The 14,033-nt window shown below is 56.8% G+C and carries 15 protein-coding genes; 8 read left to right on the forward strand and 7 right to left on the reverse strand.

Annotated elements, in window-relative coordinates; all coding sequences use genetic code 11:
• Nucleotides 1-5: 5 nt before the first annotated feature.
• Nucleotides 6-887: a DMT family transporter gene (locus RRU01S_RS14965; RefSeq protein WP_045231146.1), complete on the forward strand. Its 882-nt coding sequence runs from the start codon at nt 6-8 to the stop codon at nt 885-887.
• A gap of 218 nt (nt 888-1,105) precedes the next feature.
• On the opposite strand, the gene RRU01S_RS14970 is transcribed toward RRU01S_RS14965, so the two are convergent.
• Together RRU01S_RS14970 and RRU01S_RS14975 are read right to left on the reverse strand one after the other, a co-directional pair.
• Nucleotides 1,106-1,498, reverse strand: coding sequence for a cupin domain-containing protein (locus RRU01S_RS14970; protein ID WP_045231102.1), 393 nt, complete (start codon nt 1,496-1,498; stop codon nt 1,106-1,108).
• A gap of 252 nt (nt 1,499-1,750) precedes the next feature.
• A complete protein-coding gene (locus RRU01S_RS14975; protein WP_165572231.1) occupies nt 1,751-3,193 on the reverse strand; it encodes a DKNYY domain-containing protein in 1,443 nt (480 codons plus the stop codon).
• Between the two features lie 295 nt (nt 3,194-3,488).
• Here RRU01S_RS14975 and RRU01S_RS26210 point away from each other — a divergent pair, with 295 nt between their 5' ends.
• The 4 genes from RRU01S_RS26210 (at nt 3,489) to vapC (ending at nt 5,950) form a co-directional block, all read left to right on the forward strand.
• Nucleotides 3,489-3,665: a hypothetical protein gene (locus RRU01S_RS26210; protein ID WP_164470674.1), complete on the forward strand. Its 177-nt coding sequence runs from the start codon at nt 3,489-3,491 to the stop codon at nt 3,663-3,665.
• Nucleotides 3,666-3,764: 99 nt separating this feature from the next.
• A complete protein-coding gene (gene amn, locus RRU01S_RS14985) occupies nt 3,765-5,270 on the forward strand; it encodes an AMP nucleosidase (RefSeq protein WP_045231105.1) in 1,506 nt (501 codons plus the stop codon).
• 63 nt (nt 5,271-5,333) lie between these two features.
• The gene (locus tag RRU01S_RS14990; protein ID WP_045231147.1) at nt 5,334-5,564 is read left to right on the forward strand and encodes a type II toxin-antitoxin system VapB family antitoxin; all 231 of its coding nucleotides are present in this window, start codon (nt 5,334-5,336) and stop codon (nt 5,562-5,564) included.
• Nucleotides 5,561-5,950, forward strand: a complete 390-nt coding sequence (vapC, locus tag RRU01S_RS14995) for a type II toxin-antitoxin system VapC family toxin (RefSeq protein WP_045231106.1) — start codon at nt 5,561-5,563, stop codon at nt 5,948-5,950. The genes RRU01S_RS14990 and vapC overlap by 4 nt, the downstream gene beginning before the upstream one ends.
• Here vapC and RRU01S_RS15000 read toward each other — a convergent pair whose 3' ends face one another.
• Complete coding sequence (locus RRU01S_RS15000) at nt 5,951-6,853, reverse strand: lysylphosphatidylglycerol synthase domain-containing protein (protein WP_045231107.1); 903 nt, start codon at nt 6,851-6,853, stop codon at nt 5,951-5,953. It lies immediately after the preceding gene.
• A gap of 211 nt (nt 6,854-7,064) precedes the next feature.
• Between RRU01S_RS15000 and RRU01S_RS15005 the strand changes: the two genes are divergently transcribed.
• Complete coding sequence (locus RRU01S_RS15005) at nt 7,065-8,078, forward strand: glycosyltransferase family 2 protein (RefSeq protein ID WP_045231108.1); 1,014 nt, start codon at nt 7,065-7,067, stop codon at nt 8,076-8,078.
• Nucleotides 8,079-8,081: 3 nt separating this feature from the next.
• Here RRU01S_RS15005 and RRU01S_RS15010 read toward each other — a convergent pair whose 3' ends face one another.
• The 3 genes from RRU01S_RS15010 to RRU01S_RS15020 form a co-directional block, all read right to left on the reverse strand.
• Nucleotides 8,082-8,552, reverse strand: a complete 471-nt coding sequence (locus RRU01S_RS15010; RefSeq protein ID WP_045231109.1) for an OsmC family protein — start codon at nt 8,550-8,552, stop codon at nt 8,082-8,084.
• 4 nt (nt 8,553-8,556) lie between these two features.
• Complete coding sequence (locus tag RRU01S_RS15015; RefSeq protein ID WP_045231148.1) at nt 8,557-9,927, reverse strand: aspartate aminotransferase family protein; 1,371 nt, start codon at nt 9,925-9,927, stop codon at nt 8,557-8,559.
• A gap of 104 nt (nt 9,928-10,031) precedes the next feature.
• Nucleotides 10,032-10,943 carry a diacylglycerol/lipid kinase family protein gene (locus RRU01S_RS15020; protein WP_045231110.1) on the reverse strand — a complete coding sequence of 304 codons (912 nt, stop codon included), beginning with the start codon at nt 10,941-10,943 and terminating at the stop codon, nt 10,032-10,034.
• Nucleotides 10,944-11,174: 231 nt separating this feature from the next.
• Between RRU01S_RS15020 and RRU01S_RS15025 the strand changes: the two genes are divergently transcribed.
• Nucleotides 11,175-12,422: an MFS transporter gene (locus RRU01S_RS15025; RefSeq protein WP_045231111.1), complete on the forward strand. Its 1,248-nt coding sequence runs from the start codon at nt 11,175-11,177 to the stop codon at nt 12,420-12,422.
• 36 nt (nt 12,423-12,458) lie between these two features.
• Here the strand turns inward: RRU01S_RS15025 and RRU01S_RS15030 are convergent, their stop codons facing one another.
• Nucleotides 12,459-13,085 carry a TetR/AcrR family transcriptional regulator gene (locus tag RRU01S_RS15030; RefSeq protein WP_045231112.1) on the reverse strand — a complete coding sequence of 209 codons (627 nt, stop codon included), beginning with the start codon at nt 13,083-13,085 and terminating at the stop codon, nt 12,459-12,461.
• A gap of 79 nt (nt 13,086-13,164) precedes the next feature.
• Here RRU01S_RS15030 and RRU01S_RS15035 point away from each other — a divergent pair, with 79 nt between their 5' ends.
• Nucleotides 13,165-13,755 (forward strand): NAD(P)H-dependent oxidoreductase, encoded by a 591-nt coding sequence (locus RRU01S_RS15035; RefSeq protein ID WP_045231113.1) that lies wholly within the window; start codon nt 13,165-13,167, stop codon nt 13,753-13,755.
• Nucleotides 13,756-14,033: the final 278 nt, after the last annotated feature.

A 14,033-nucleotide genomic window follows, 5' to 3' on the forward strand; every position in this document is an offset into this window, starting at 1 on the left:
GCTACATGGATAACAGCCGGTCAACCGCCAAAGCGGCAGTATGGATGGTGGCATCTTTGTTGTTGATACTGCTAATGTCCGTTTCGGGGCGTATCATCACACTCGAGCTTGACGTCTTCCAAGTCATGGAAATGCGTTCCATCATCGCCTTTTTTATGCTGTTGCCGCTGGTTTATCGAGAGGGCGGAATCCGGGCGATGCGAACCAATATCCTGCCCAGGCACATCGGCCGCAACGTTGCTCACTACGTGGGACAATATGCATGGTTAATGGGATTGACGCTAATCCCATTGGCTCAAGTCATATCGATTGAATTCACTGCGCCTATTTGGGCTGCTTTCCTGGCTGCCATATTCTTGAATGAGAGACTGACATGGCGGAAGGGAATCGTCATCCTTTTTGGCTTGGCGGGCGTCGCGTTAATTGTGCGTCCGGGCGTAGCGCCTCTCAATCCAGGCCATTTGATAACGCTGGGAGCTGCCTTCGCGTTCGCAATCTCTTTCATCTCCACAAAGGCGCTAACGCGCTCCGACAGTGCTACAAAGATCATTTTTTGGATGCTCATAATCCAATCGATCATCGGCCTCGTTCCGGCACTGAACGTGTGGCTTTGGCCTTCGGCTTCAACATGGCCCTGGATATTCCTGTTCGCATTTGCTGGTTCATTTGCCCACTTTTGCATGGCGAAGGCCCTGGCTCATGCAGACGCCACAGTTGTGATGCCTATGGACTATCTGCGAGTGCCATTATCTGCCGTACTCGGGTATTTCTTGTATGCCGAGGCGATAGACGGCTTCACAGCAGTCGGCGCGGGTTTGATCCTGTTTGGTAATCTGTTCAACCTGCGACGACCTAACGCCGAGAGAATTGAATCCATACCGAGTTGATGGTTGAGAAATGCTGCGAAGTAAAGATCATCGCGGAAATGCCGACGCTTGTTCCCAATCTGAGTGGATCGCATACCATTCCTGTTGGCGGGCCATTCGCTTCAGCAAGGTAAGCCAAAAGAGGTCTCGGCGGCGATCTTGAGGTTTTTCGAAAGCATCTAGGCGACATTAGTTGGTGCGTTGACGGCGACAAGATGTCTGCTTTGGGCCAACAGCAGTCATCGAACCAGAGGCGTCTCAAGACCGTTCGGCAATGAAATCCATATGACGATTTGAGGCTCTGGCGAGTGCCGCGAGAGATGGCCCTTTCCGTGCGTGTCCTCCACCAGCACGAAGCTGCCAGCCGAAACGTGACGTACCTCGCCATCGCTGGTCTCGTACTCAACAGAACCGTCAAGTCTGACCGTCAACACGGGCTCGGGCACAGTGTGCCATGCGACCTCTCGCATTCCTGCCGGAATGTGCGTGATGCGGACGCGAGACGCTGGGTAGCTCGCGGTGACATCGAAAGGAGCGGCGTCTGGATGAACTGCCAGTTTAGTCGTGGGCAAATCGATTTCGTCGAAATGAGATTCGCCATCCGGCGAGGCGTAGATGCGCAGGCACTTCATCGATAGGCTTTCCTTCTCAAGGAAAATGGGCTTGCCAACGGGTATTCGTCTATCACGACGGGTGGACGGAATCTATTGCAGTAGGTCCAGAGCTGCTTCTGCCAAGCGTGGACGTTCCAACCATTTGGAAAAGTCTGCTTCACGACATATCAAAGTGAGACACCTTAGCATGGTGTTGATCGGCGGTTCATGCGGATATTGAGGTAAGGGTGGACGCCTGGGGAAACGAAACACAATAGCGTAGCGCTTTATTCAAAGCTTGTTTTTTCGAATTCTACCATCGTCGATCCGATAGCGAAAAGCTGCGTCCCTGGCGCCGCCGTTCTCGTCCGTCACCACAAAGGTTTTAGCATCTGTTGCTTTCTGTATGGCGCCGGTCACGAAGGAGAAAACCGCGTTCCCGTCGCTTCCCCAGAAGTCATTCAGTTTGACAAAGCTACGGCCCTCGATGCCGGAAACGCGTAGTGTGCCGTTGGATCGGTAAAGACCATTGTCGTCCGCGGCCCAGCAATTGGTCGGAGTTTCGCAGAGAAATCGGAAGCTGCCGACGTCCAGCTTTTTCTGGTGCTCGCCACGCAGATAGACCCGGCCAGCATCGGTGGCCCACACACCGCGCGCTCCGAAGGTTTGAAAACTTTTGGCATCAGCCTCATCAATAGCAACGAGGATGTCATCCGGGTACCCGAATGGCCAACTCGTACGGGCACACGCTTTGACGTAGACACGCTTGTGGTCCTTGGCCAACGGAACCACGGATCGGAGAACTTGAAAATTTCCCGGATCGGCGTGTTCGACCTTGTAACTGTTGAAATAGACGGCGTTTTTATCCCTGCCGAAAAAGCCTGTGATGGGTGTGAAGGACGCAATGTCCGCACCAGCAATCCGCCGCCAACGACAATATGCATTTTTTGCATCACGCCCATGATGGCTGTCCAACGGCTCGAAACTGGCTGCATCCGCACCACGCACGAGGTTGAAGGTCTCTTTGAACGTTCTTTGGGTGCCGGATGTCGTTTTGAAAAACACAGCGTTAGAGGTGCGATACCAGCCATCAGCTATCTGCTCGGCATCATCGGATTTGAACGGATAGTCAGGATGCCACCAGCCGATTGTATCGGGGCGGTGTTTGGCAAGCCAGTCCTTCAACAGCATGTTATGCTCTTTTAAGCGCGAAAACTGCACCCTTTCATGATGCTTGGAATTGTTGCTCAAACTCAATGTGTCGAACACGCAATATAGATCGTGCTTGTCTGTTACAAAGGCGCCATTGGCGATCAGACTGGCGGAATCGAGCCCATCGTAATGGAAAAAATGGGAGCTTGTTTTGACGTAAAGGCGATATTTGTCTTTTGCAAAATATTGGCTGATCTCCAAAAGAGAGAAACTGGACGGATCCGCCCCGGGAATGACCCGATCTTCGAGATAGACGTGGTCGCGATCCAGCCCGTAGTCCTCATCCAAAACACGAAATCCGTCGGCATCGCGTGTAACGAACTTCGCTTTTTTGTTGCGCTGGTGATACCACCAGATTCCTTTGATATCTCGCAGATATCCGGCAATCAGGTATCCGTCTCGAAACAGGCTGACGACCGCAAATCCCTGCGCTGAAACGCCACCCTTCACCTCGGTTGGCGCAACGCCTTCTTCTGCGCAAAACACGACTTTCCCTTGTTGGACGGCGAAGGTCGGGGGCATGATGGTCTCCGGCTTTTGGCTGGCATACTGTAAATGGCTTGGGTCGAAACGGGATGTCTGCAACTTGGGATGTATAATAAAAACACCCATGATCGGCAACGCCGCAATCCTCTGAACGCGTACTGGCGGCATACAAGCTTTGACGGGTGGATGTCTGTCATAGGTTGCCCAAGGCGAAGCACCCAGCCCCCATTAACCACCATGAACCCGACATGAACCTCCCCCTCAGCGTCGGTTCAGTCCCATCGTGGCAATGTCGTGTTCAAGATGAGGGAAGACCATGACGAAAAGGGGAATGGACATGACAATTCTGGTGCGCCGCTTTACGATTATCGTTGTGCTGATGGCGATTTTTGCCATGTCCTTTGCAGCCTTGGTGGTGAACCCCAACAGAAGCTTCCAGCGGGTCAATGTCGGCGCATCGATTGCCTGCCAGCACAGTCTCTCCAACCATTGCTCCATGACGCTGTAAACACGACGAGCAGCGGCTTCTGCTGAGGTTTTCCGCGTCTTTTTCAAATGCACATATTTCTGTCGCTTGCCTGTCGAAATTGGCTCTCTATAATAGGCCATGACAATAGCAAAGCACACAATCTCGCACCTCGCCTTCATCACGCCAGAGCCCATCGCGCCGCAGACTTTCACCGATCCGGTGGCCGCGGTGGACGCCTTGACAGCGCTTTATGAACGCAACACGAATTTCCTCATCAAGTCGTTCACCGACCTTGCACAGGGCGCGCAGATCACCGGCCGTTACCGCGCCTGCTATCCGCAGGTCAGCATCGAAACATCGAGCTTCGGCCACGTCGATTCGCGCCTGTCCTACGGCCACGTCACCTCGCCCGGCGTCTACACAACGACCATCACCCGGCCGCAGCTTTTCCGGCATTATCTGAAAGAGCAGCTCGGTCTTCTGATCAAGAACCACAGCGTTCACGTCACGGTCGCCGAATCGGCCACGCCCATTCCGCTGCATTTTGCCTTTGGTGAAGGCGCTTTCGTGGAGGCCTCTGCCGCGTCCTCGCTCGCCGATGTGCCGTTGCGCGATCTGTTCGACACGCCCGATCTCAACAACACCGACGACCTGATTGCCAATGGTGAATATGATCAAGTACCGGGAGAGCCTGCACCGCTAGCGCCGTTCACAGCGCAGCGCATCGATTATTCGCTGGCGCGCCTCAGCCACTACACGGCCACCAGCGCCAACCATTTCCAGAACTTCGTGCTGTTCACCAACTATCAGTTCTACATCGATGAATTTGCAGCATGGGCGCGCAAGTTGATGGCGGATGGTGGCGAAGGCTATACGGAATTCGTCGAGCCCGGCAACATCGTGACGTTGGCTGGTTCCGACCGCCCGATCACCGATATGACGCTGGGTCGTATGCCGCAGATGCCGGCCTACCACCTGAAGAAAAAGGGCCATGCGGGCATCACGCTTGTCAATATCGGCGTCGGTCCGTCCAACGCCAAGACGATTACCGACCACATCGCCGTGCTGCGCCCGCATGCGTGGCTGATGGTCGGCCACTGCGCCGGTCTTCGCAACAGCCAGCGGTTGGGTGACTACGTTCTGGCCCATGCCTATATGCGCGAAGATCACGTGCTGGATGATGACCTGCCCGTCTGGGTGCCCATTCCAGCCTTGGCTGAAGTGCAACTCGCGCTCGAAAGTGCTGTCGCCGAAGTCACCGGTTACGAAGGCTTCGAGCTCAAGCGCATCATGCGCACCGGCACCGTCGCCACCATCGATAACCGCAACTGGGAACTTCGCGATCAGGCGGGTCCCGTCAAGCGCTTGTCGCAATCACGCGCCATCGCGCTCGACATGGAATCCGCCACCATCGCTGCCAACGGCTTCCGCTTCCGCGTGCCCTACGGCACCCTGCTGTGCGTCTCGGACAAGCCGTTGCATGGCGAGTTGAAGCTGCCCGGCATGGCCACGGAATTCTACAAGACTCAAGTGTCGCAGCATCTGCAAATCGGTATCCGCGCCGTGCAGAAGCTGGCGGCTATGCAGACGGAGACGCTGCATTCGCGCAAGCTGAGAAGCTTTTACGAGACGGCATTCCAGTAGGATTTGCAGCACATAACGCCTTGGTGTATGATTTCGGCAATCGATACACCAAGGACGGTTGCCATGCGCACGAATATAGAGCTTGATGATATTTTGATGGCAGAGGCCATGGAGATGTCTGGCCTTTCCACGAAAAAGGCGATGGTACAGTGCGCTCTTGAAGAATACGTGCGCATCAGGAGGCAACACGACGCCATAGACGCTCTTCGCAGGATGGGATGGGACGGTGATATCGATGAGATGCGCGACGACTGGTCGCCCAGCGTCGATTGGGGCGTTGAAAACGGCAAATGATCGTTGTCGACACGTCCGTATGGATTTCACTCATTCGCCACGGAAGCAATGATGTCACGGAAAGGCTGCGCTCCTACATACCGCAGGGCCTGATCATGATTGGCGATATTATCTTGCTCGAAGTTCTTCAGGGCGCACAAAGCGATCGTCACGCTGAAATGCTGGAGCGGCAGTTTCGAGCTTTTCCCTGTGCGACCATGTCTTCACCCGCAATGGCCCTTAAAGCCGCGCAGAATTACCGGTACCTTCGTCAACGCGGAATCACCATCAGAAAAACCACCGATCTCATCATCGGCACTTACTGCATTGAACACGGTCACGTCCTGCTGCATTCCGACCGGGATTTCACACCTATGGCCGAACATCTCGGCCTGCGCATCGCCTGACTACCTGCGCATCGGCACGAACAGCGCCAGCGCCGTTCCAACCAGCGATGACAGCATCACCAGCAGGTGCACGTTGACTGCCGCCTGGCCAAGGGATGAGAGCGCCATTGGATCCGTCGATGCGCCAAAGCCGAGTGCGCCGGCGGTGATGCCGGCCGGGTAGGTTCCGACGCCGCCGGGTGCGTGAACCGGAAGTACGGAAGACAGTTCGCCACCCAGTGCACCGCCGAAGCCTGCGGGCAGGCTGATCTTGCCCATCAGCGTCAGGACCCAGGCCAGAACCGCGATCTTGACGAACCAGTTGATGATGGTGGCACCCCATGCCCGCATGAAGGCAACGCCATCGATGGGCAGTCCCGCCTGCATTTCATGGATAATGCCCTGCGCTTTTTTCGGTGCCATACGCCGCGCGATGTCGAAAATCCAATGTCTTATGGCGAAGGCGATAACGGGCAGAGCCAAGAACACGATCCACAGAGCCCACACCACCAGTGACCGCTTTTCCAACGCAAGTCCTACCCCTGCTGCCGCGAGAAGAGCGTGCAGATCGAACAGCCGCATCACCAGCAGGGCAGATGTTCCGCGCGCCAGTCGCACATCGAATTCCTTCCGCATCAGCAGCGGAAAGCTGGTCTCGCCCGAGCGAAATGGCAGCATGATGTTGAGAAGATTGTGGATCTGGACCACACGAAACAGGCGTGCGAACTGGCCGTGCGTTTCCTTCGGAAAATAATCGTAGATACGCCATGTCCGCAGGACGTAGGTTGACATTAGAAGTGCCAACGCAACACCGATCGCGCCGAGCCCCGCCTCCTGCCACAGTGCAAAAATCGTCCCCCAACCCCACATCCAGTTGATGAATGCGGCATAGATGGCGATGACGAACGCCGTGACAATGGTCATAGAGTGCCATGCGAACCGGGCAGGCTTCAATTCGAATTCCTATCACATTCCAACGCGGTCTCATCTCCGCATATTGTCCGCACTATTCTCTTCACTTGGCGTTGCAAACAAGACCTGCCGGCGAAACTTTCTGGTCTTTGTTGAAAATGCGGAAAAACGTCGTTAGGACAAAGCCCGAAATCCCGCTTCACAGACAAACGGAACCATTGCCGTGCCGATACCTGCCGCCATTTCAACAGAGGTTCTTGCGGCAGACGCATTGGAGCTTTCGCTGGTCGTGCCCATTTTCAACGAGCAGGAAAGCATCGTCCCGCTCATCGAGCGCATCATCGAAGCCATGGCGGACTACGCGCCGTCATGGGAACTCATTCTGGTGGATGATGGTAGCACCGATGCGACGATCGCCAATGCAAAGGACTTTCTGCAACGCACCGATCTCAGGCTCGAGCTGAAGATCGTCGCGCTTCAGCGCAATTTCGGCCAGACCGCTGCCATGCAGGCCGGTATCGACACGGCGCGCGGCCGGTTGATCGCCACGCTCGATGGTGATCTCCAGAACGACCCCAAGGACATCCCGATGCTCGTTTCCGAACTGGAGCGTCGTGAACTCGATCTTCTGGTCGGCTGGCGCAAGAACCGGCAGGATGGGCTGGTGCTGCGCAAGATACCCTCATGGATCGCCAACCGGCTGATCGGCAAAATCACCGGCGTGCGCCTGCATGACTACGGATGCAGCCTGAAGATTTACCGGTCATCGATCATCAAGCAGGTGAAGCTGATGGGTGAGATGCACCGCTTCATTCCGGCCTGGGTGGCAGGGGTCGTGCCCAGCACCCGCATCGGCGAAATGCCCGTCACGCACCATGCCCGCCAGTTCGGCGCATCGAAATACGGGCTTTCCCGCACGTTTCGGGTCATTCTCGACCTTCTCTCGGTCATGTTCTTCATGCGCTACAAGGCGCGGCCCGGCCACTTCTTCGGCTCTTTGGGGCTTGGGGTGGGCGCGCTGGCCAGCATTATCCTGACCTATCTCTTCATCGACAAGTTCATTCTCGGCAATGATATCGGCACAAGACCGATGCTGATGGTCGGCGTCGTGCTGTTGTTATCGTCGGTCCAGCTCATCACGACAGGCATTCTCGCGGAAATGATCGCCCGGCTGTATTACCGGGACGATCTGACACCGAATTACATTGTGCGCGAAACCTACCAGCGGCCAGAATAACGCCTATGCTTGTTTGACCGACGCTTCCACGCGGATCGGGAAATTCACGGAGTTGGCGATGAAGCATTTGTCATGGGCTTCTTCGTGTAGCTCCATTGCCGTCTGCGCATCGCCCTTCGAGATGGTCACAACCGGCTTCAGCACGACCTCCGTGAACTGCCCTGCCCCGTCTTTCCGCAGCACCATCGTGCCCTCCGCGTTGTCCACATAGTCGGTGACGACGACGCCTGAGACGGCGCAGAAATGCAGATACCAGAGCTTATGACAGGCCGAGACGGAGGCGAGCAGCAGCTCTTCCGGATTCCAGCGGGCCGCGTCACCACGAAAGGCAGGATCGGAGGAGCCCGCAATGTCAGGCTTGCCGTCGGCTGAGATCAGGTGCGATCTGTCATATTCGCGGTAGCCGGAGGTGCCGGTACCCTTGTTGCCGGTCCAGGTGATCTGAACCTTGTAGTGATGTTCATGCTCTGCCACGTGTTTACGCCTTTGCTGTCTGCGCCAAGTGGTCCAGCCCCTTGCGCAATATCTCGATGATCTGATCGACTTCCGACCGGCTGATGGTGAACGCTGGCGATGCCAACATGCGGTCGCCGGTGGCCCGCATCACCAGCCCATTCTCTAGGCAATGGTTGCGCACCATCGTGCCGATATCGTCTGGCTTTTCGAAACGTTTGCGGGTTGATTTATCAGCCGTCAATTGCAGCCCGCCGATGAGGCCGACATTGACCGCTTCGCCAACCGTTTCATGGTCGAGCAGACTTTGCCAGCCCTCCCGGAAATAAGGGCCGATATCGTCGCGCACCCGTTCCACCAGTCCCTCATCTTCGATGATGCGAAGATTTTCGAGTGCTGCCGCCGCACAGACCGGGTGGCCGGAATAGGTGAAGCCGTGGTTGAAATCACCGACCTTGGTCAGCATCACCTCGGCCACTCGGTCTGAGACAAGTACACCGCCGATGGGCAGATAACCGGATGAAAGCCCTTTCGCGATGGGCGCCAGATCCGGCTCGTAACCGAAATGCTGATAACCGAACCAAGACCCCAGCCGCCCGAAGCCGCAGATCACCTCGTCCGACACCAGAAGAATGTTGCGCGCCTTGCAGATCCGCGCGATTTCCGGCCAATAGGTCTCCGGTGGCACGATGACGCCGCCCGCGCCCTGAATGGGTTCGGCCACGAAAGCGGCAACATTCTCCTCGCCCAGCTCATCGATCTTGGCATCCAGTTCTCGCGCCACCTTCAGGCCGAATTCGGCAGGCGTGAGATCGCCGCCTTCGACATACCAATAGGGCTGACCGATATGAGAGACGCCGTCGATGGGCAGATTGCCTTGCTCATGCATCCACGTCATACCGCCCAGCGACGCGCCCGCCACGGTGGAGCCGTGGTAACCGTTTTTCCGCGCGATGACGTGTGTTTTCGTTGGGTGTCCCAGCGCTTTCCAATAGACGCGTGCCATGCGGAACCATGTATCCGTCGCCTCTGAACCGGAATTGGTGAAGAACACATGGTTCATATTCGGCCCGGCATGCGACACGATCTTCTGTGCCAGCAGGGTCGCCGGGGGCGTGGTGGTGCCGAAAAAGGCGTTGTAGTAAGGCAGCTCGTTCATCTGCCGGGATACAGCGTCGGTGATTTCGCGCCTGCCGTAACCGATATTGACGCACCACAGACCCGCAAACGCATCCAAATATTTCTTGCCAGTACTGTCGTAGATGAACACGCCTTCGGCACGCTCAATGATGCGGGTGCCGGATGCGTTCAGCTTGCCCATGTCGGAAAAGGGATGCAGGTGATGAGCGGCGTCGATGGCGGCGAGGTTCGATAGTGTGACGGCATTATCGTTCATCGCGGCATGCACTCCCATTAACATAAGGAGGTAGCATGGCCGGGACGGCGACATTTTGCAAGGCCGCCGTAACGTCTATCAAAAGCAGTGTCGGGCCAATAATATCAGACGCTTGCGAAATCTTTTGCGACGATCACCTTCAACTCGCCAGCGTGAATTTTCAACAGCACGTCTTTTTTCATCGACAGCAACTCACCGTCCATGACGCAGCGCACATCGTGGCGTCGCCTGGGGAAATGCAGTTCCGCTTCGGTCACCGCCATCGCTGTGACGGCCGCGTTTTCCTTCAGCTTCCCACGTACGATATCGATGGCAAGACGGGTCACACCGGATGGCGTCAGAGCTTCGGCAATATAGAGCCCCAGCTTGCCCTGAGTAATGTCATCGGCCACCAGCAGCGGGCTTTGGCCGAATTCATTGTTGGATGCGGAGATGGCGCAAGCGCGGCGGTGCTGCGTGACGCCGTCGACAGTAAATTCCATGTCGAATTTCGGCGGGTTGAGAACAACACCGATGGCAGCGCGAATATTGGCGCGGATTTTGCCCAGACGGGACGCATATTCCATCTTGTCGCGATAACGCACCATGCGGGCATGCAGGCCAGCAGAAAACTGGTGCACGAAGGGACGGCCATTGGCGCTGGCAATATCGACATTGTGGACGTGCCCCTGCGCCAACGTATCCACCGCCTGCCAGATATCAAGCGGTAGCTTCAGAGAGCGGGCAAACAGGTTCATGGTACCGGCGGGCACGACACCCAGCGCAATTCCGTGTTTCCAGGCTATGCCGGCTGCAGCCGAAATCGTGCCGTCGCCACCGCCTGCAATCAGGCCATCGAGACCCTTGTCATCGGCAGTTCGTTCCATCTCGGCCACGATGTCCTTGCCGGAAACGAGGCGGCATTCGATGTCGTGACCGGCATCTGAGAAAACCTTTTGCGCATGCGCGCAATAGGCGTCCATGTCGGTGGTCTTGAAAGTACCGCCGTCACGGTTGAAAATCGCCACCAGTTTCATATGCGTATCCAGCCCCCGTTACGCCCAAGCGCGCCACCTAAATGGTATAGCGCCAGTTCCGTTCCGTACACCTTTGCGTGAGTCGGATATTTTGCCGAATCAGAGGCTACCGCAATGCACAACTTCATGGTATGCGTGAGATAAGGTCATTTTGGTGGCCATACATCTCCAGTCAGGGCAGGCCGAGACATCGGTTTGCCCTTTTTTTCTTCGTTCCCATCGCAGAAATTCATGACCCATATTTGCCCTACCGAAAACTGCTCCGAAGCGGATGCCGATGTCGTTGCGCCATTGCCTGCAGCAACGCTCACACCCCTCTCCATCGCCCTCATCGAAATCGCGCTTGCAGCCGGTGGCTTCGGCATCGGTACCGGTGAGTTTGCCATCATGGGCCTGTTGCCGGATGTCGCGACGAGCTATGGGGTGACCGTTCCGCAAGCAGGCTATGTTATTGCAGCCTATGCGCTGGGTGTCGTCATCGGCGCGCCGATCATCGCGGTTCTCGCCGCACGCATGACACGGCGCGTGCTGCTGCTGGCTTTGATGAGCGTCTTTGCGGCGGGCAATATTCTGAGCGCCATCGCGCCCGATTTCACCACCTTCACGGTGTTGCGCTTCATCACCGGCCTGCCGCACGGCGCCTATTTCGGCGTGGCTGCGCTGGTCGCCGCCTCCATGGCGCCCATCCATAAACGCGCCCGTGCCGTGGGCCGCGTCATGCTGGGGCTGACCATCGCCACGCTGCTCGGCACGCCGCTTGCCACCTTCTTCGGCCAGATGTTTTCCTGGCGCGCCGCGTTCCTCATGGTCGGCGGCATCGCACTTTTGACGGTGGCCCTGCTCTGGCTCTTCCAGCCGCGCGACAAGGTGCAGGAAGGTGCCAGCATCTGGCGTGAGCTCGGCGCTTTCAGGCGCGGCCAGGTCTGGTTGTCGCTCGCCGTCGCTTCGGTCGGCTTCGGCGGCATGTTTGCCGTCTTCAGCTACATCGCCAAAACCACCACCGATGTCGCCATGATGCCAGTTGCCACCGTGCCCATGGTTCTGGCGCTGTTCGGCATCGGCATGAATGTCGGCAATGTCGTTGGGTCACGCATGGCGGACCTTTCGCTCAACGGCACCATCGGCGGCATGCTGGCCTTCAATGTGGTGCTGATGGCACTCTTCGGGCTGACCGCACACAATCCCTACATGCTGTGCATCTGCGTCTTTCTCATCGGCTGCGGCTTTGCCGCCTGCCCTGCGGTGCAGACACGACTGATGGACGTGGCAGCCGATGCCCAGACGCTGGCCGCTGCCTCCAACCACTCCGCCTTCAACATCGCCAACGCGCTCGGCGCATGGCTGGGCGGCCTCGTCATCGCCATGGGTTACGGCTATGCGTCGACGGGATATATCGGTGCGGTTCTGTCGCTGGGCGGGCTCATCGTGTTTGCCGTCGCTGTGGCGCTGGAACGACGCGAAAAGATGCTTGCCCAGTAGGCTCAAGAAAGCGGAAAACCGTTTCTTAGAAAACGTTCAAGCCTTTGGGGCCGTGCCCGCGCCCCTCTCGACCATCGCAACAATCGTCGCAAACAACTCGTCGGTTGCTTCCTGCGCGGTGATGTTACCGTTGGTGGCAGCGTTGGAGAGCGCCTCTGCCGCACCCAGCATGGCCCATAGGGCTGCCGAAGGAATCACGCCCTTGGGCGCGTAGGGAGCAAGCAGTGCTCTGCATTTTTCAAGAAAACCCTGCTCATATTGCTTCTTGATTTTCGCGAGTTCGGGAGAGCCTGTAAGAGCCGCGACGATGCCCGGTATTTCCCGCCCCTGACGGGACACGCAGTTGACGTAGGACGACGCGATGACTGTGGCGATATCGGCCAATCGCGCCTCGCAGGCCCTCAAGGCCTCGTCCATGATGGCGGTCTGGTTTGCGTCAAATTCCTGATAGAGCTGCGCCAGAAGCCCTTCCCGGCTTCCAAACTGGTCATAGACGACAGGTTTCGTGACGCCTGCCTTTTCCGAGAGACGCCCGAGCGTGAGAGCATTGGCCCCTTCGTCATGGATGAGTTTCCAGGCCACGTCCATCAATTGCCGGTGCCGCTTGTCCCTCGTCAGGCGTATGCGCCGCGCGGACTGTTCTTTTTCGTGACTGCTTGACATCCACTATATACCATTAGTAACTTACTGATAGTATATAGTGCGAACTCCCTGTTCGCAACCGTCAAAGAAAGTTCTCTCCATGCATGCCGTCATCGTCACCTCGCATCCGAATCCTAGCTCCTTAACCAACGCGATCGCCGCGCGTATAGCAGAGGGCATTACCAAATCACCGGGCGGGCATTCCCACGAGTTTGCGCATCTCGCAGCCGAAGCTTTCGATCCGCGCTTCACACAGCATGATATCGCGCTGATGCTCGGGCAGGCCACGCCCATCGCTGATGTCGCCGCCGAACATACGCGGCTTGATCGCGCCGATGCGCTCATTATCGTTTATCCCGTTTACTGGTGGTCCATGCCTGCTCAACTCAAGGGCTGGATCGACCGCGTTTTCACCAATGGCTGGGCCTATGCCGACAATGGTGACGGAAAGATCATCAAGAAACTCGATAGGCTAAACGTGCATCTGATTGCCATCGGCGGTGCCGATATGCGCACCTATGCACGCCACGGTTATTTCGGCGCGATGCGAACGCAGATCGACCACGGCATCTTCGGTTACTGCGGCGCAAAGGTCGTGACATCAGAGCTGATGGTACCTGATCAAGCAAATGATTTCGCTCATCATCTCGATACAGCCTATAACCTTGGCACTAAGATTTTTCCTGCATAGCCTCGGCGCTCAACCCCGATAATGAGGGTGCCTGACAGGCGCCCCATTCACCACAAATCTACCTTGCCAAAATTTCATAATTGGCCCGCTTGACTCGGCCTTTTTTCAGGCGCAACAGATATCACATGCGCAGGTCAAACCATCGATCTGGCGCAGATATCCACGGAGCATCATTAGATGTCTAGCGACAGTAGTAGTCGATTGCCTTTGCCGAACACGGCGAGACGTGCACTGATCTGACTCCTGTCGGCTCACCACGTTCCGCCGTGATCGGCGGA

It is taken from the genome of Agrobacterium rubi TR3 = NBRC 13261, assembly GCF_000739935.1.
Classification (GTDB): Bacteria; Pseudomonadota; Alphaproteobacteria; order Rhizobiales; family Rhizobiaceae; genus Agrobacterium; species Agrobacterium rubi.